The organism is Stenotrophomonas sp. SbOxS2 (assembly GCF_013416715.1).
Taxonomy (GTDB): Bacteria; Pseudomonadota; Gammaproteobacteria; order Xanthomonadales; family Xanthomonadaceae; genus Stenotrophomonas; species Stenotrophomonas lactitubi.
In genome coordinates this window covers 364,298-382,148 of record NZ_JAAVXD010000005.1, presented here as the reverse complement: position 1 = coordinate 382,148, position 17,851 = coordinate 364,298, and the positions used below count along the sequence as shown (strand labels likewise).

The 17,851-nt window shown below is 64.4% G+C and carries 14 protein-coding genes and 1 tRNA gene; all 15 read right to left on the bottom strand.

The genetic code is table 11. The features are described 5' to 3' along the window. Positions 1-50 precede the first annotated feature (50 nt). Positions 51-434 carry a 30S ribosome-binding factor RbfA gene (gene rbfA / locus HFK18_RS11270; RefSeq protein WP_025876229.1) on the bottom strand — a complete coding sequence of 128 codons (384 nt, stop codon included), beginning with the start codon at positions 432-434 and terminating at the stop codon, positions 51-53. A 99-nt stretch (positions 435-533) separates the two neighbouring features. After that, the gene (gene infB / locus HFK18_RS11265) at positions 534-3,176 is read right to left on the bottom strand and encodes a translation initiation factor IF-2 (protein WP_089236290.1); all 2,643 of its coding nucleotides are present in this window, start codon (positions 3,174-3,176) and stop codon (positions 534-536) included. Positions 3,177-3,268: 92 nt separating this feature from the next. Next, complete coding sequence (gene nusA, locus HFK18_RS11260; protein ID WP_089236291.1) at positions 3,269-4,780, bottom strand: transcription termination factor NusA; 1,512 nt, start codon at positions 4,778-4,780, stop codon at positions 3,269-3,271. 4 nt (positions 4,781-4,784) lie between these two features. Further along, positions 4,785-5,375 (bottom strand): ribosome maturation factor RimP, encoded by a 591-nt coding sequence (gene rimP, locus HFK18_RS11255; RefSeq protein ID WP_180166333.1) that lies wholly within the window; start codon positions 5,373-5,375, stop codon positions 4,785-4,787. A gap of 400 nt (positions 5,376-5,775) precedes the next feature. Continuing rightward, positions 5,776-5,852, bottom strand: a tRNA-Met gene (locus HFK18_RS11250). A gap of 129 nt (positions 5,853-5,981) precedes the next feature. Then, positions 5,982-7,442 carry an NADH-quinone oxidoreductase subunit NuoN gene (nuoN, locus tag HFK18_RS11245; RefSeq protein WP_100553092.1) on the bottom strand — a complete coding sequence of 487 codons (1,461 nt, stop codon included), beginning with the start codon at positions 7,440-7,442 and terminating at the stop codon, positions 5,982-5,984. Between the two features lie 15 nt (positions 7,443-7,457). Next, the gene (locus HFK18_RS11240; protein ID WP_089236294.1) at positions 7,458-8,966 is read right to left on the bottom strand and encodes an NADH-quinone oxidoreductase subunit M; all 1,509 of its coding nucleotides are present in this window, start codon (positions 8,964-8,966) and stop codon (positions 7,458-7,460) included. 23 nt (positions 8,967-8,989) lie between these two features. After that, complete coding sequence (gene nuoL / locus HFK18_RS11235) at positions 8,990-11,149, bottom strand: NADH-quinone oxidoreductase subunit L (protein ID WP_180166332.1); 2,160 nt, start codon at positions 11,147-11,149, stop codon at positions 8,990-8,992. 7 nt (positions 11,150-11,156) lie between these two features. Further along, entirely contained in the window at positions 11,157-11,462 is a 306-nt protein-coding gene (gene nuoK, locus HFK18_RS11230; protein ID WP_006381125.1) for an NADH-quinone oxidoreductase subunit NuoK, read from the bottom strand. Continuing rightward, the gene (locus HFK18_RS11225; protein ID WP_099819058.1) at positions 11,459-12,115 is read right to left on the bottom strand and encodes an NADH-quinone oxidoreductase subunit J; all 657 of its coding nucleotides are present in this window, start codon (positions 12,113-12,115) and stop codon (positions 11,459-11,461) included. The genes nuoK and HFK18_RS11225 overlap by 4 nt, the downstream gene beginning before the upstream one ends. 9 nt (positions 12,116-12,124) lie before the next feature. Further along, positions 12,125-12,613, bottom strand: a complete 489-nt coding sequence (nuoI, locus tag HFK18_RS11220) for an NADH-quinone oxidoreductase subunit NuoI (protein WP_005417924.1) — start codon at positions 12,611-12,613, stop codon at positions 12,125-12,127. A 3-nt stretch (positions 12,614-12,616) separates the two neighbouring features. Then, positions 12,617-13,711: an NADH-quinone oxidoreductase subunit NuoH gene (nuoH, locus tag HFK18_RS11215; protein ID WP_099819057.1), complete on the bottom strand. Its 1,095-nt coding sequence runs from the start codon at positions 13,709-13,711 to the stop codon at positions 12,617-12,619. After that, on the bottom strand, positions 13,708-15,954 hold the full coding sequence (gene nuoG, locus HFK18_RS11210; RefSeq protein WP_180166331.1) for an NADH-quinone oxidoreductase subunit NuoG: 2,247 nt from the start codon (positions 15,952-15,954) through the stop codon (positions 13,708-13,710). Before nuoG ends, nuoH begins: the two co-directional genes overlap by 4 nt. Next, positions 15,951-17,291 carry an NADH-quinone oxidoreductase subunit NuoF gene (gene nuoF / locus HFK18_RS11205; protein WP_025876206.1) on the bottom strand — a complete coding sequence of 447 codons (1,341 nt, stop codon included), beginning with the start codon at positions 17,289-17,291 and terminating at the stop codon, positions 15,951-15,953. Before nuoF ends, nuoG begins: the two co-directional genes overlap by 4 nt. Before the next feature lie 4 nt (positions 17,292-17,295). Beyond that, positions 17,296-17,823: an NADH-quinone oxidoreductase subunit NuoE gene (gene nuoE, locus HFK18_RS11200; RefSeq protein ID WP_025876204.1), complete on the bottom strand. Its 528-nt coding sequence runs from the start codon at positions 17,821-17,823 to the stop codon at positions 17,296-17,298. Positions 17,824-17,851 lie beyond the last annotated feature (28 nt).

Below are 17,851 nucleotides of genomic sequence, written 5' to 3'. Positions count from 1 at the left end.
CATCGCGCAGCCGGAATGCAACAACGCCGGGCATGCCCGGCGTCGCGCGGTTATTCTTCGTCGCCTTCGCGACGCTTTTCGGCGGCCACGGTATCGGGCAGGTCGCGCAGCAGGTTGTCGATGCGCTCGCCACGATCGACCGAGTCGTCGTAATGGAAATGCAGCTCCGGCACATGCCGCAGCTTCATCGCGCGCGCCAGCTCCATGCGCAGACCCCAGGCCAGTTCCTTCAGGCCCTTCACTGCTTCCACCGAACGTTCCGGCATCAGTGCGGTGACGAACACCTTGGCGTGGGCCATGTCGCGGGTGATTTCCACGTCGGACACGCTCACCGAGGGCAACCCGTGCTCGCGCACGGCGTTGTGCACCAGGGTGCCGAGTTCACGGCGCAGCTGGGCGGATACACGGTCGGTTCGGTGGAAAGTCTTGGGCACGCGGCAGGCTCTTGATTCGATTGTGGCCCGACCGAGGTCAGGCACTACAGTTTACGGGATGAAACGAGACCGGCCCGTGAGGGCCGGTCCGTTGCAGCATTACAGGGTGCGCGGCACTTCGATACGCTCGAAGCACTCGATCTGGTCACCCGGCTTGACGTCGTTGTAGGCCTTCACCGCGATACCACACTCGGTACCGTTGCGGACTTCCTCGACGTTTTCCTTGAAGCGGCGCAGCGATTCCAGTTCGCCTTCGAAGATCACCACGCTGTCGCGCAGGACGCGGATCGGCTTGTTGCGCTTGACCACACCCTCGATGACCATGCTGCCGGCGACGGCACCCAGCTTGGAGCTGCGGAAGACGTCGCGGACCTCGGCGATACCGATGATCTCTTCGCGGATCTCCACGCCCAGCAGACCGGAGGCCACCTGCTTCACCTGATCGATCACGTCATAGATGATCGAGAAGTAACGCAGGTCCACGCCGTTGGATTCGATGATGCGACGGGCCGAAGCATCCGCACGCACGTTGAAGCCGATGACGGTGGCCTTCGAAGCGGCAGCCGAATTGGCGTCCGACTCGGTGATGCCGCCCACGCCGGAGTGGATCACGTTGATGCGGATGTCGTCGTTGGACAGCGCCACCAGGGCCTGGCTCAACGCCTGCACCGAACCCTGCACGTCGGCCTTGATGACCAGGTTGAGGACCTGCTGGCCCTCGCCCTTGCCCAGGGTCGCCATGATGTCTTCCATGCGGCTGCCAGCGGTGGCGACCAGGCGCGATTCACGGCGCTTGGTCTCACGCTGCTGGGCAACGTCCTTGGCCAGACGCTCGTCGTCGACGACGACGAAGTCGTCACCGGCTTCCGGCACGCCGGACAGGCCCAGGACCTGCACCGGGATGGACGGACCCGCGAACTCCGGCTGCTTGCCGGTTTCGTCGAACAGCGCACGCACGCGGCCGTACTGGATACCGCACACCAGGTAATCGCCCTTCTTCAGGCGGCCCTGCTGCACCAGCACCGTCGCGATCGGGCCACGGCCCTTGTCCAGCGACGATTCGATGACCACGCCGTTGGCACGCCCCTCGTCGACCGCCTTCAGTTCCAGCAGCTCAGCCTGGACCGAAACAGCTTCCAGCAGATCGTCGATGCCCAGGCCGGTCTTGGCCGAGATCTCCACCATCTGGGTGTCGCCACCGAAGTCTTCGGCCACGACCTGCTCGGAGAGCAGCTCGTTCTTGACCCGCATCGGGTCGGCGCCGGACTTGTCGATCTTGTTGATCGCCACGATCAGCGGCACACCCGCCGAACGGGCGTGCTGGATCGCTTCCTTGGTCTGCGGCATGACGCCGTCATCGGCAGCCACGACCAGCACCACGATGTCGGTCAGCTTGGCACCGCGGGCACGCATCGAGGTGAACGCGGCGTGGCCCGGGGTATCCAGGAAGCTGATGACGCCCTTCGGCGTTTCAACGTGGTACGCACCGATGTGCTGGGTGATGCCGCCGGCTTCGCCGGTGGCGACCTTGGTGCGACGGATGTAATCAAGCAGCGAGGTCTTGCCGTGGTCGACGTGGCCCATGATGGTGACCACCGGCGGACGCTGCACGGCCTCGCCCTTGTTCTCACCCGCCGATGCCAACAGCGCGTCTTCGGCGTCGTTGTCGCTGGCGCGGATCGCCTTGTGGCCCAGCTCTTCGGTGACCAGTGCCGCGGTGTCGTGGTCGATGGACTGGGTGATGGTGGCCATCACGCCCATCTTGAACAGCGCCTTCACCACCTCGCCGCCCTTCAGCGCGAGCTTCTGCGCCAGGTCGGCCACGGTGATGGTGTCACCGATCGCCACTTCACGCACGACCGGTGCGGTCGGACGCTCGAAGGCGTGCGGGCCGGAGTTGCCACCGCCGCGCGACATGTCGCGACGGCCGGACGTCGGACGGCTGCCCGGGCGACCACGGTTGTTGCTGTTGTTGCTGTTGCCACGGCGTGCACGATCGGCAGCGGACAGGTGCATCTGACCGGCAAAGCGGTCACCCGGTCCACGCTCGTTGCGCGGCGCGTTGCGGTTGTTGCGGTCGTCGCTGCGCGGCGGCGCTGCACTACGCGGAGCAGCCGGGGCTGCGGCCGGAGCGCGCGGCGGGCGCGGCGCGGTTTCGTCGATCGGAGCACGCACCTTGGGCTTGCTGGCAGCCAGGGCCTCGGCAGCCTTGGCGGCAACCGCAGCTTCCTCGGCAGCCTTCTTCTCGGCCTCGGCACGCTCCTTGGCAGCGACCTCTTCCTCGCGTGCACGAACGATGGCCTCGTCACGCAGGCGGTCCTTCTCGGCCAGGGCCTGCTGCTCGGCAAGGTTGCGTGCGCGCGACTCTTCCAGCTTGCGCAGGATGTCGGCACGCTCTTCGTCCGGGGTCATCGCACGCGCACCATCCTTGACGTAGGTGCGCTTCTGGCGCACTTCCACGTTCACGGTTGTCTTGCTGCGACCGGAACTGACCGTCACTTCCTGTTGCTTGCGACGGTTGAGGGTGATCTTCTTGGCAGATTGATCAGTCTCTTCCGGGGCCTGCTCGGGCTTGCCGTGCGAGCGACGAAGGAAGCCCAGGAGCTTCACTTTCTCGGAGCTGGTCACGACCTGGTCGGGACCGCTGAACTTCATGCCGGCACCAGCCAGCTGTTCCAGCAGTTTTTCGACCGGTGTATTGACCAGTTCAGCAAGCTTGCGGATGGTGGTTTGCTGCGACATTCGGATCCTATGATCTTGTGGGCGCCCCCCCGCATCTGGAGGTGGCGCGGATTCTACGCCCTGATCGGCTCAGGGCCCTGTTCATTGCCGGCTCATTCGCCGCGTTCCAGTCGGGCGATTTCCTCGGCACGCGCGGCCAGGATCAGCGCCGCGGCGCGCTCCTGGTCCAGCCCTTCAATGCCGAAGTCCATGACCTCGTCGGCGGCCAGGTCGGACAAGTCCTCGCTGGTACGCACGCCGTGGCCGGCCAACGCATATGCGGTGGCTTCGTCCATGCCCTTCAGGGACAGCAGGTCCTGTGCCGGCTGGCCGTCCTCCAGGCCTTCCTCGACTGCCAGGGCCTCATTGAGCAGCGCATCGCGGGCACGTGCGCGCAGCTCTTCGACGATGTCTTCGTCGAAACCTTCCACGGCCAGCAGTTCGCCGACCGGTACGTATGCAATTTCCTCGACCGTGCCGAAGCCTTCGCTGACCAGGATGCCAGCGATTTCCTCGTCCACCTCCAGCTTGTCCATGAACAGCTGGCGGGCCGAAGCCTGCTCGGCTTCCGACTTGGCGGTCACCTGGTCCTGGGTCATCACGTTGAGCTGCCAGCCGGTCAGGCGGCTGGCCAGGCGCACGTTCTGGCCGCCCTTGCCGATCGCCTGGGCCAGGCGGTCTTCAGCAACGGCCAGGTCCATCGAATGCTTGTCTTCATCGACGATGATCGACTGCACTTCGGCCGGCGCCATCGCATTGATGACGAAGTTGGCCGGGTTCTCGTTCCACAGGACGATGTCCACGCGCTCGCCATTGAGCTCGTTGGACACGGCCTGCACGCGCGAACCACGCATGCCGATGCAGGCGCCGATCGGATCGGTGCGCTGGTCGTGGGCGAGCACGGCGATCTTGGCGCGGTCGCCCGGATCGCGGGCACAGGCCTTGATTTCCACCAGGCCCTGGCCGACTTCCGGCACTTCCAGCTTGAACAGCTCGATCATGAATTCCGGCGCGGCGCGGCTGATGAACAGCTGCGGGCCACGCGGCTCCGAACGCACTTCGGCCAGGTACCCGCGGACGCGGTCGCCGGCACGCAGGACATCACGCGGAATGCCCTTGTCCTTCGGAATGAAACCTTCAGCGTTGCCGCCAAGGTCGACATAGATGTTGCCGCGCTCGGCGCGCTTGACCACACCGGTGATCAGTTCGCCCACACGGTCGGCCCACGCATCGACAACCTGCTGGCGCTCGGCTTCGCGCACGCGCTGCACGATCACCTGCTTGGCGGCCTGGGCGGCGATGCGACCGAAGTCGGGGTTCTCGATCTGCTCTTCGATGTAATCGCCGACGTCCACGCCTTCGGCTTCGTCGATCGCGTCCATCAGGCGGATCTGGCGATCCGGCGATTCCATCACCACGTCATCGGCCACCACTTCCCAGCGGCGGTAGGTTTCGTAGTTGCCATCCTTGTGGTCGATGACCACGCGGGTCAGCACTTCCTCGTCGGGATAGCGCTTCTTCGCTGCCGAGGCCAGGGCGGCCTCGATGGCATCGAAGATTACTTCACGCGGCACGCCCTTCTCGTTGGCGACCGCGTCCACTACCAGCAACAGTTCCTTGCTCATTGGCTCACTCCGCGCGCGGCTTCTTTGCCGCCGGCTCGTTGGAAGAAGAATTCTTGTTCGGCTTCGGACGCTTCGGTGCCGGACCGGTCGGCTTGCTCGGGGCCAGCCCCAGCGCCACCCAGTCAGGCATGATCCGCGCCTTGTCGATGTTGTCGACCGACACCACCAGTGCGGTGCTGTCGACGATGAAGGTGATGCTGCCCTGCGCCTCATCGATCGCGTCGATGCGACCCTGCAGGCGACGGCGGTTTTCCTGCGGCAGCTTCAGGGTGACCTTGGCCGATTCGCCGAGGTGACGACCGAACTGCTCCAGGTTGAACAGCGGGCGATCCACGCCCGGCGAGGACACTTCCAGCGTGTAATTGCCGCTGATCGGGTCCTCGACGTCCATCTGTGCAGAGACTTCGCGGCTTACCCGCTCACAGTCGTCCACATTGATGATGCGCTCGGGCTGTTCCGCCAGCGGCACGTCGATGTAAAGGCGAAGGGTCGCACCGCCGGGGGCCGGCAGATACTCAACGCCCAGCAGCTCCAGGCCCAGCGACACAACGGTCGGGGCGAGCAGATTCGCGATGTCGGTTGCCTTGTCGCTCACAGCCTGCCTTGATCTCTTGGTTGGGTGCCGGCCGTGGCCAGCATGGAAACATGACGCCCCGAAAACGACGAAGGGCCCGCTGGGCCCCTTTTCCGGAAAGACTCCGGTGACTGGATTCCGGTTGCAACGCGCTGAACAAGCGTGTTGCGGCCCTCCTTCCGGGTGGATCTCCGATGGGGAGCGCCGCCGTCAGGGGTACTTCTAGGCCGCTGATGATAGCCCCTGCACCGCTCTGGTGCAAGGCTGCGGCCGTGCTGAAACCCTCCGCTGCGCTCGCCGGGCATGGCCCGGCGCTACCGGATGACCGCGCGATGGCAGCGCCGGGCCATGCCCGGTGGATCAGCGGAAGCGCCAAAGAAAAACGCCTTCGAAGCAGAACTTCGAAGGCGCATTCTTTACTTGGTAGCGGGGGCAGGATTTGAACCTGCGACCTTCGGGTTATGAGCCCGACGAGCTGCCAGACTGCTCCACCCCGCACCGGAAGTGTTTGAACCGCTGCCTCCACTCTGGCGAGGGAGGCGCTCCGCAACGATGTTCTGGCTGAACCGCTGCAGTGACAACTCAAGCTGCGTATATTACACGAATCGCGCAGCTTTGTGTCAACTTTTATGCAAGATGCGCAAATGCCTGCTGGCACCAGACCATGATCGGGTTCCAGGCCAGGCCCAGCGCCAGCAATGCCAGTGCGTTCACGCCCAGCACCACGCCCAGCACACGGTCCTTGCTGCGCGGCATGGCCTCACCCACCGGCTCATCGAAGTACATGACCTTGATGACGCGCAGGTAGTAGAAGCAGCCGACCACCGCGCACAGCACGCCCAGGATCGCCAGCCACAACAGGCCGCCGTTGACGGCGGCGCCGAGCACGGCCAGCTTGGTCCAGAAGCCGAGGAACGGCGGGATGCCCGCCAGTGACGCCATGATGCACAGCACCAGGCCGGCCATCCACGGGTTGCGGGCGTTCAGGCCCTTGAAGTCCTCGATGTTCTCCGCTTCGAAGCCGGCACGCGACAGCGCGATGATCGCGCCGAAGGCCGCGGTCGACATGATCGCGTAGGCCAGGGCATAGAACAGCGCCGCCGCATAGCCCTGCGAACCGCCGCCGGCGATGCCCATCAGCAGGAAGCCGATGTGCGACACGGTGGAGAACGCCAGCATGCGCTTGAGGTTGCTCTGCGCGATGGCCATCAGGTTGCCGATTACCAGCGACAACGCGGCCAGGCCGGCAATCATCAGCTGCAGTTCGGTCGACAGCGGGCCCACGCCCATTTCCAGCAGGCGATAGGCCATGCCGAAGGCGGCCAGCTTCGGTGCCGAGCTGATGAACAGCGCGATCGGTGCCGGAGCACCCTGGTACACGTCCGGCAGCCACATGTGGAACGGTGCGGCACCCAGCTTGAAGGCGACACCGGCAATCATGAATACCGCGCCGGTGATCAGCAGCACGCGCTCTTCCGAGTGCGGGATGGCGGCCTGGATGGCATCCAGGTGCAGGCTGCCGGTGGCGCCGTAGATCAGCGACATGCCGTACAGCAGCAGGCCCGAGGCCAGCGAGCCGAGGACGATGTACTTCATCGCCGCTTCCGAGGCCAGGCCGCTTTCGCGGTTGCTGGCGACCAGCGCGTAGGAGCACAGGGCCAGCAGTTCCAGGCCCAGGTACACCATCAGCAGGCTGCCGGCGGAAACCAGGATCATCATGCCGGCGGTGCCGAACAGGATCAGCACCGGGATCTCACCCTGGAACAGCTTGCGCTCGCGCAGGTAGCCCCAGCCATAGATCAGGGTCAGGCCGCTGAGCAGCACGATCCCGGTCTTCATCACGTCCGCGGCGGTATCGCGCACGAACATGCCATGGAAGACCTCCCCCTGCCCGCCCACGCCGGTGGCCAGCATGAACAGCACCACGGCCAGTGCGGCGACCGAGAACAGGTGGGTGACGATCTTGTTCCGTTCACTGACGAACAGGTCGAGGATCATCAGGGCGAAGGCGCTGCCGATCAGCACCAGCTCGGGAGCGAGCGGTGGCAGGTCAGCGGCGGTCAGTGGCAGCAGCGGCGAGGTGGTCATCATCAAATCCTGGAATTACAGCAGCTTGCTGGATGCGATCTGCATCGCCAGCTTTGCGATCGAGGGCTCCATCAGGTCGGTCAGCGGCTTGGGGTAGATGCCCAGGGCCAGCACGCCAATGGCGAACACGCCCAGCACCAGCCATTCGCGGCCGTTGATGTCCTTCAGTTCGGCGACGTGGCTGTTGGCCACCTCGCCGAAGAAGACGCGCTTGTACAGCCACAGGGTGTAGGCCGCGCCGATGATCAGGGTGGTGGCTGCGCCCAGGGCGATCCACGGGTTCCGCTGGAACGCCGCCAGGATGACCATGAACTCGCCGACGAAACCGCTGGTACCCGGCAGGCCCGCATTGGCCATGAAGAACAGCATGGCGAAGGTGGCGAACCAGGGCATCACGTTGACCACGCCGCCGTAATCGGCGATGCGGCGGCTGTGCATGCGGTCGTACAGCACGCCGACGCAGGAGAACATCGCGCCGGACACGAAGCCGTGCGAGATCATCTGCACCATGGCGCCCTGCAGGCCCAGGCGGGCCGCATCGACGTTGCCCGCTTCACGCACCAGCCACAGGGCAATGAAGGTGCCCAGGGTGACGAAGCCCATGTGCGCGATCGACGAATAGGCGATCAGCTTCTTCATGTCGTCCTGCACCAGGGCGACCAGGCCGACGTAGATCACCGCAATCAGCGACAGCGCGATGACCAGCCATGCCCACTCCTGCGACGCATCGGGGACGATCGGCAGGTTGAAGCGCAGGAAGCCGTAGCCACCGATCTTCAGTGCGATGGCGGCCAGGATCACCGAACCGGCGGTCGGCGCTTCCACGTGCGCGTCCGGCAGCCAGGTGTGCACCGGGAACATCGGCACCTTGACCGCAAACGCGATCAGGAAGGCGAAGAAGATCCAGGTCTGTTCCTTGCCCGACAGCTGCAGTGCATAGAGGTCGGCCAGCTGGAAGCTGCCGCCCTTCATGTACAGGTAGATCAGCGCCACCAGCATCAGCACCGAGCCGAGGAAGGTGTACAGGAAGAACTTCAGCGCGGCGTAGATGCGGCGCGGGCCACCCCAGACACCGATGATCAGGAACATCGGAATCAGCATCGCCTCGAAGAACACGTAGAACAGCATCGCGTCCGTGGCCGAGAAGATACCGACGGTGACACCTTCCAGGATCAGGAAGGCAGCCACGTACTGGTTCACGCGCTTGTCGATCGCGCTCCAGGCACCGATCAGGGCGAGCACGCTGACCAGCGTGGTCAGCAGGATCAGCGCTACGGCGATGCCGTCCACGCCCAGGTTGTAGCCGATGTTGTAGGTCGGGATCCAGGCGTGGGTCTCGACGAACTGCAGCGCGTCGATGCCCGGGTTGTAGCCGCCCAGCAGCGAGAGACTCGCCACGAAGGTCAGCACCGCGACGCCCAGCGACGCCCAGCGGGCGGTCTGCGCATCACGGATCGCAAGGATCAGGGCACCGCCGAGGATCGGCAGCCAGATGAGGACACTGAGTAGAGGCCAGTTCGACACGTCTTCTTATTCCGTACAGGTCATCAACGCAGGTAATGCATCAGCACGCCCAGGAGGGCAATCAGGCCGATGATCATCGCGAAGGCGTAGTGATAGAGGAAACCGGATTGGGTACGGCGCAGCACGCTGGCTGCGACGTCCACAACACGTGCCGAGAGATTGACCACGCCGTCGACGATGTTGCTGTCGATCCAGCGCGAGACCTTGCCCAGCTTGACGCTGCCACCGGCGAGGCCATCGATCCACAGCTTGTCGAAGCCGTACTTGTTTTCCAGCACGGACACCACCGGGGCGAAGGTCTTGCGCGCCTTGCCCGACAGGTCCGGCTTCCACAGGTAGAACAACGCAGCCAGCAGGAAGCCTGCCAGGGTCAGCCAGAACGGCGGCAGCATCATGCCGTGCAGCGCGAACGCCACCGGACCATGGAACTCCTCGCCCAGGAAGGCCACGGTGTTCTTGGCCGGATCGTAGAAATCGACGATGCCGGTGAAGAACGTGTTGACCTGGCCCTTGATCGCCGCATGAGCGTGGTGACCGGCCCAGTCGGTGCCGTGCAGCATCGGACCGATGCTGAAGAAACCGATGGCGATCGACGGGATGGCCAGCAGGATCAGCGGCAGCGTCACCACCCACGGCGTTTCATGCGGCTCATGCGGACCGTGGCCATGGCCGTGGTCGTCATGCGCGTCGGCATGGTGTGCGTCGGCAGCATGGTGGTCGTCATGACCATGGCCGTGATCATCGTGTGCATCGCGGAAGCGTTCCTTGCCGTGGAAGGTCAGGAACAGCAGGCGGAAGCTGTAGAAGCTGGTCACCAGCACTCCACCCAGCACGGCCCAGTAGCCGTAGGTGGCTACCCAGCTGTTCTGCATGTGGGCGTGGATCTCGGCGGCCTCGATGATGGTGTCCTTCGAGTAGAAGCCGGAGAAGAACGGCGTACCGACCAGGGCCAGGGTACCGATCCACATGGTGATGAAGGTGATCGGCATGTACTTGCGCAGGCCGCCCATCTTGCGCATGTCCTGCTCGTGGTGCATCGCGATGATGACCGAGCCGGCACCCAGGAACAGCAGCGCCTTGAAGAAGGCGTGGGTCATCAGGTGGAAGACGGCAGCGGAGTACGCCGACACGCCCAGCGCCACGGTCATGTAACCCAGCTGGGACAGCGTGGAGTACGCGACGACGCGCTTGATGTCGTTCTGCACGATGCCGATCAGGCCGGTGAAGAACGCGGTGGTGGCACCGATGAACAGGATGAAGTTCAGCGCGGTCTGCGACAGCTCGAACAGCGGCGACATGCGGGTGACCATGAAGATACCGGCGGTCACCATCGTCGCGGCGTGGATCAGCGCCGAGATCGGGGTCGGGCCTTCCATCGAATCCGGCAGCCACACGTGCAGCGGAACCTGCGCCGACTTGCCCATGGCGCCGATGAACAGGCCGATGCAGATGACGGTGGCGATCGACCAGATCACCGGCTCGTTGAGCAGCTGCATGCCGAACATGGTGCCGTCCCAGATCTGCAGCTGGGCGCGCGGGTCGGCGAGCATGCCGGCCTGCGAGAACACCTGCGAGTAATCCAGGGTACCGAACACCCACAACACACCGGCGATGCCCAGCAGGAAGCCGAAGTCACCGACGCGGTTGACCAGGAACGCCTTCATGTTGGCGAAGATCGCGGTCGGACGCTTGAACCAGAAACCGATCAGCAGGTACGACACCAGGCCCACTGCTTCCCAGCCGAAGAACAGCTGCAGGAAGTTGTTGCTCATCACCAGGGTGAGCATCGAGAAGGTGAACAGCGAGATGTAGCTGAAGAACCGCTGGTAACCCGGATCGTCCTGCATGTAGCCGATCGTGTAGATGTGGACCAGCAGCGACACGAAGGTCACCACCACCATCATCATCGCGGTCAGCTTGTCGACCATGAAACCGACGTGGGCCGAGTACTGGCCGACTTCGAAGAACGTGTACAGGTTCTCGTTGAACGGCTGAGCCCCGCCCCACAGCAGCTGGTAGAGCGTGTGCATCGACAGGCCGCAGGCAACGGCGACACCGAGGATGGTGATGGTCTGCGCGCCGAAGCGCTTGACCTGGCGACCGAACAGGCCGGCGATGATGCTGCCGAACAGCGGTGCAAGCACCACTGCGATCAACAGACTCTTGGAGAGAGTGATTTCCATCTGTGGATCAGCCCTTCAACGAATCGACTTCGCCGACATTGATCGTTCGGCGTGTACGGAACAGGGTCACCAGGATCGCCAGGCCGATGGCGGCCTCGGCTGCGGCGACGGTCAGGATGAAGAACACGAACAGCTGACCGGACGGATCACCCAACTGACGCGAGAACGCGACGAAATTGACGTTCACCGACAGCAGCATCAGTTCGATCGACATCAGCAGGACGATGACGTTCTTCCGGTTGAGGAAGATGCCGGCCAGGCTGATGGCGAACAGCACCGCGCCGAGCGCAAGCATGTGGCCAAGGGTAATCACGGCTGGGTCTCCTCGCCGGCAACCGGCTTGCTGTTGCTGTGCACGACCGGCACTTCGGCGCCCATCTTGACCATGCGCAGGCGGTCGCCCGCCTTGACCATGGTCTGCTCACCCGGGTTCTGGCTCTTTACACCGGTACGACGACGCAGGGTCAGCATCACCGCGGCCACCACGGCCACGGTCAGGATGACGGCAGCGAACTCGAACGGCAGCAGGTATTCAGTGAACAGGGTGCGGGCCAGCCAGGTGACGTTGGAGCTGTCGGCGGCGAGAGCGGCGGCGTTGTCGGCCGGGAACGGAGTGACCGCCCTGCTCTTCACGCCGATCAGGGTCAGCATCTGCACCAGCATCGCCACGGCAACGATGAGGCCGACCGGCAGGTAGCGCACCCAGCCTTCACGCATCTTCGTAGGATCGATGTCGAGCATCATCACCACAAACAGGAACAGCACCATCACCGCGCCGACGTAGACCAGCACCAGCGCAACACCGAGGAACTCGGCGCCGACCAGCAGCCACACGCAGGCGATGGAGAAGAAGGTCAGCACCAGGCACAGGACAGCATGCACGGGGTTGCGCACGCTGATCACTGCAGCGGCCGAAACCGTTGCCGCGATGGCGAAGACCCAGAAAGCGATATTTACCCAATCCATCTCTCGACCTCAGCGGTAAGCGGCATCGGCGGCACGACGCTCGGCGATCTCGGATTCGAGACGGTCGCCCAGGGCCAGCAGCTGCGGCTTGGTAACGATGTTTTCGCCACGATTCTCGAAGTGGTACTCGAGGATGTGGGTCTCGACGATCGAGTCCACCGGGCAGCTTTCCTCACAGAAGCCGCAGAAGATGCACTTGAACAGATCGATGTCGTAGCGCGTGGTACGGCGGGTGCCGTCCTCGCGCTTGGCCGAATCGATGGTGATGGCCAATGCCGGGCACACCGCTTCGCACAGCTTGCAGGCGATGCAGCGCTCTTCACCGTTGGGATAACGGCGCAGGGCGTGCAGGCCACGGAAGCGCGGCGACTGCGGGAACTTCTCCATCGGGTACATCATCGTGTACTTCGGCTTGAAGCTGTACTTCAGCGTCAGCCAGAGACCGGCCAGCAGTTCGAGCAGCAACAGGCTCTTGAAGTAATGGGTAATCCTGTTCATCACTTAGACGCCCTTTTGAATCACGCCGAAGAACACCATGACGGCGGTAACCGCAATCCACAGAATGGCCAGCGGGATGAAGACCTTCCAGCCCAGGCGCATGATCTGGTCATAGCGGAAGCGCGGGAAGCTGGCACGGAACCAGATGTAGGCACTGGCGAAGAAGAACACCTTGACGAACAGCCACGGTGCACCGCCCTTCCAGATCCAGTCGACCAGCGGCGAGATATCGCCCGGGTTGACCCAGCCCTGGATCGGGCTCAGCCAGCCGCCGAGGAAGAAGATCGAGATCAGGAAGCTGATCAGGATCATGTTCGCGTATTCGGCCAGGAAGAACAGCGCGAACGCACCGCCCGAGTACTCGACCATGTGACCGGCGACGATTTCCGACTCACCTTCCACCACGTCGAACGGCGCGCGGTTGGTTTCGGCAACGCCCGACACCCAGTAGATGACGAACAGCGGGAACAGCGGCAGCAGGAACCAGTCGAAGAAACCGGAATTGCCGGCCTGCGCCATCACGATGTTGCTCAGATTCAGGCTGCCCGCAGCGATCATCACGCCGACCAGGGCGAAGCCCATGGCGATTTCGTAGCTGATCATCTGCGCCGAGGCGCGCATCGCACCCAGGAACGCATACTTCGAGTTGGATGCCCAACCGGCCAGGATGATGCCGTAGATGCCGAGCGAGGTCATCGCCAACAGATACAGCAGGCCGGCGTTGGCGTTGGACAGCACGATCTGCGAATCGAAGGGCACCACCGACCAGGCCGCGAAGGCCGGAGCCAGGGTGATCAGCGGCGCCAGCAGGAAGATCGCCTTGTTGGCGCTGCTCGGCTGCAGGACTTCCTTGAACAGCAGCTTGAAGACGTCGGCGAAGGCCTGGAAGATGCCCATGCCCACGTACATCGGGCCGTGGCGGACGTGCATCCAGCCGATCAGCTTGCGTTCCCAGACCACGTAGAAGGCCACCGAGACGATCACCGGAACGGTGATCACCAGGATCTTCAGGATGATCCAGATCAGCGCGCCGATGTCACCGAGGCCAAGCAGCCACTGGTGCAGCGGATCGACCGCGTTAATCAGCAATTCGTTCATGCAGCCACCACCGAAACACGAGCGGCACCCAGCGGCGCGGTTGCGCCGTGGCCCGATTCAATCCAGACCGAACCCGCAGCGACGCGGGCGTCGACCACCACCGGCAGGGTGGCCTTGCCGGCATCGGTGCCGACCTTGGCCATCTGCCCTTCCTGCAGCTGCAGGCGGGCGGCATCGTCAGCGTTGAGCACGATGCGCGGGGCGTTGTTGAGCGGATGCGACTGCAGCGCCGGGGCGCGACGGACCACCGCATCGGTGCGGTAGATCGCAGCGGTCGAGGCCACTTCCAGGCCTTCGCCGGCAAGGGCCGGCTGGGCCGAGGCAGCGACGGCAACAGTCACCGGGGCCAGGCTGGCGCGCAGGCCGGCCAGGTCGATGAACTCGAAGCCGGCGACGGCCAGCTCAGCGCCAAGCGCACGCAGCACTCGCCAGCCCTCGCGGGCCTCGCCCGGCAGCTTGCCGCCGGCACGGGCCGACTGCTCGCGACCGTCGAGGTTGGTCAGGGTGGCATCGATTTCCGGCAGTGCACCGATCGGCAGGATCACGTCGGCGACGTCGCGGGTCGAGGCGCAGGCGAACTGGCTGAAGGCCACCACCTGTGCGCCGACCAGCGCCTTGCGCGCGGCCGGAGCATCGGCGAAGTCCAGGCCCGGTTCCAGGCCGTAGACCACGTAGGCCTTGCGCGGATCGGCCAGCATCGCGGCGACGTCCTTGCCGGCCGGCAGCACGCCGGCGCGGGTCAGGCCGATCGCGTTGGCGCCCTGCGGGATACGGCACAGCTTGGCACCGGTGGCGGCGGCGAAGTCACGCGCAGCGGCGCGGATCGCGGCAGCCTGCGGATGGTTCTCGGCGATGCCACCGACGATCAGCACGGTGTTGGTACCGCCCTGCACCGCCGAACGCAGCTCGGCGTTGGCCAGTGCATCGGCGAACTTCGACGGGGCCACGATCTGCTTGCCGGCAATGCTGAACGCGAAGTCGAAGTCGACCGGGTTGACGACGTGGATCTTCGCGCCGTTGGTCGTCTGCGCCTTGCGCAGGCGGGCGTGCAGCAGCGGCAGTTCGTGGCGGATGTTGCTGCCCAGAACGACGATGCGGTCGGCGCCTTCGATCTCGGCCAGCGGCAGGCCGAACACTTCGGCGGTGGCGGCGTCGGAGAAGTCACGGTTGTTGATGCGGTGGTCGATGTTGCTCGAACCCAGGCCAGTAGCCAGGCGGGCCAGCAGTGCGCCCTCTTCGTTCGAGGTCGACGGGTGCACCAGCACGCCCAGGCTGTCGCCCTGGTTGGCCTTGAGGATCTCGGCGGCCGCGGCCAGGCCTTCGGCCCAGCTCACTTCCTTCCACTCGCCATTGACCTTGCGCAGCGGCTTGACCGCACGGTCTTCGCTGTACAGGCCCTGGTGCGAATAACGGTCACGATCGGACAGCCAGCACTCGTTGACCGACTCGTTGTCGCGCGGCACGGTACGCAGCACTTCGCCGCGACGCACGTGCAGGAACAGGTTCGAGCCCATCGCGTCGTGGTAGCCCAGCGATTCGCGCGCGGTCAGTTCCCACGGACGGGCGCGGAACTGGAACACCTTGTTGGTCAGCGCGCCGACCGGGCACACGTCGACCACATTGCCCGAAAGCTCGGTGGTCAGCGGCTTGCCGTCGTAGGTGCCGATCTGCAGGTTTTCACCGCGGTACATGCCACCCAGTTCGTAGGTACCGGCGACGTCGGCGGTGAAGCGGACGCAGCGGGTGCACTGGATGCAGCGGGTCATCTCGGTGGCGACCAGCGGCCCCATGTCCTCGTCGGCCACCACGCGCTTGCGCTCGTTGAAGCGGCTGACCGAACGGCCATAACCCAGCGACACGTCCTGCAGTTCGCACTCGCCGCCCTGATCGCAGATCGGGCAATCCAGCGGGTGGTTGATCAGCAGGAACTCCATCACCGAGCGCTGGAACTTCAGCGCCTTCTCACTGCGGGTGGCGACCTTCATGCCGTCCATCACCGGCGTGGCACAGGCCGGCGCCGGCTTCGGCGACTTTTCCACGTCGACCAGGCACATGCGGCAGTTGGCAGCGATCGGCAGCTTCTCGTGGTAGCAGAAGCGCGGAATCGAAATGCCCGCCTTGTCGGCGGCCTGGATGATCATCGAACCCTTGGGCACGACCAGCGACTTGCCATCGATCTCGATGGTGACGTGATCCGGTGGCACGCTGGGGGTCACTCCAGGATTATTGGGTTGCGCGCTCATGCAGCGGCTGCCTCCACCTTCTTGCCGTCAACCATCGAATGACCGTTGACGATGTAGTACTCGAATTCGTCCCAGAACTGGCGCAGGAAGCCCTGGATGGGCCACGCCGCCGCTTCGCCGAACGCACAGATGGTGTGACCTTCGATCTGACCGGCCACGGTCTTCAACTGGTGCAGGTCTTCCATCGTGGCCTTGCCGGCGACGATGCGCTCCAGCACGCGGTGCATCCAGCCGGTACCTTCACGGCACGGGGTGCACTGGCCACAGGATTCCTTGTGGAAGAACTGGCTGATGCGGCAAGCGAACTTGACGCAGCAGACGCTGTCATCCAGCACCACGACCGCACCGGAACCCAGGCCGGAGCCCAGCGCACGGATGGTGTCGTAGTCCATCGGCAGGCCCTTCAGCTCGGCCGCGGTCAGCACCGGCATGGACACGCCGCCCGGGATCGCGCCCTTGAGCTTGCGGCCCGGCTTGAGGCCGCCAGCCATCTCCAGCAGGTCGTCGAAGGTGGTACCGAGCGGCACTTCGAAGTTGCCGCCCTTCTGCACGCAGCCGGACACCGAGAAGCACTTCGGGCCGCCATTGGCGGTCAGGCTCAGGCCCTTGAACCACTCGGGACCATTGCGGATGATCGCCGGCACCGAACCATAGGTTTCGGTGTTGTTGATCGTCGACGGCTTGCCATACAGGCCGAAGTTGGCCGGGAACGGCGGCTTGTAGCGCGGCTGGCCCTTCTTGCCTTCCAGCGATTCCATCAGTGCGGTTTCTTCGCCGCAGATGTAGGCGCCGGCACCGAGGGCGCCGTAGATGTCGATATCCACGCCCGAGCCCAGCACGTTCTTGCCCAGCCAGCCGTTTGCATAGGCATCGGCCAGGGCCTGCTCGAAGTGCTCGAACGGCTCGTGGTGGAACTCACCGCGCAGGTAGTTGTAGCCCACGGTCGAACCGGTGGCGTAGCAGGCGATCGCCATGCCTTCCACCACCGAATGCGGGTTGTAACGCAGGATGTCGCGATCCTTGCAGGTGCCCGGCTCGGATTCATCCGAGTTGCAGAGGATGTACTTCTGCACGTTGCCCTTGGGCATGAAGGACCACTTCAGGCCGGTCGGGAAACCAGCGCCGCCACGGCCGCGCAGGCCCGAGGCCTTGACCATCTCGATGACCTGCTCCGGCGGGATCTTCTCTTCGAGGATCTTGCGCAGGGCGGCGTAGCCACCGGTCTTCAGATAGCTTTCGTACGACCACGGGGTGTCGTAATGCAGGGTGGTGTAGACCACCTGGTGCGGCAGCGGCGCGGGGCCGACCGGACCCTTGGATTCGTGGTGATGTGCCATGCCCTTACTCCAGCCCGTCCAGAAGCTCGTCGACCTTTTCCAGGGTCAGACGCTCATGGTAGTGACCATTGATGACCATCATCGGTGCACCCGCGCAGCCGGCCAGGCACTCTTCCTCACGCTTGAGGTAGACGCGGCCGTCAGCGGTCGACTGACCGTTCTTGATGCCCAGCTTCTTCTCGCAATGGCGCACGATGTCTTCGGCGCCATTGAGCCAGCAGCTGATGTTCGTGCAGATGGCCACGTTGTTGCGACCCACCTTCTCGGTCTCGAACATCGAGTAGAAGCTGGCAACCTCGTAGGCCCACACCGGCGGCAGGTCCAGGTACTTGGCCACGCCGGCGATCAGCTCGTCGGTCAGCCAGCCCTGGTTCTGCTCCTGGGCAGCATGCAGACCCTGCAGCACGGCAGAGCGCTTGCGGTCCGGCGGGAACTTGGACAGCCAGTGATCGATGTGAGCGCGGGTTTTGTCGCTCAACACCACCATCGGGTCGACGTCGCGCGCCGCCTCGAAATTACCTGTCGCCTTCATCGGCCGACCTCAGCGAAATGCATAACGT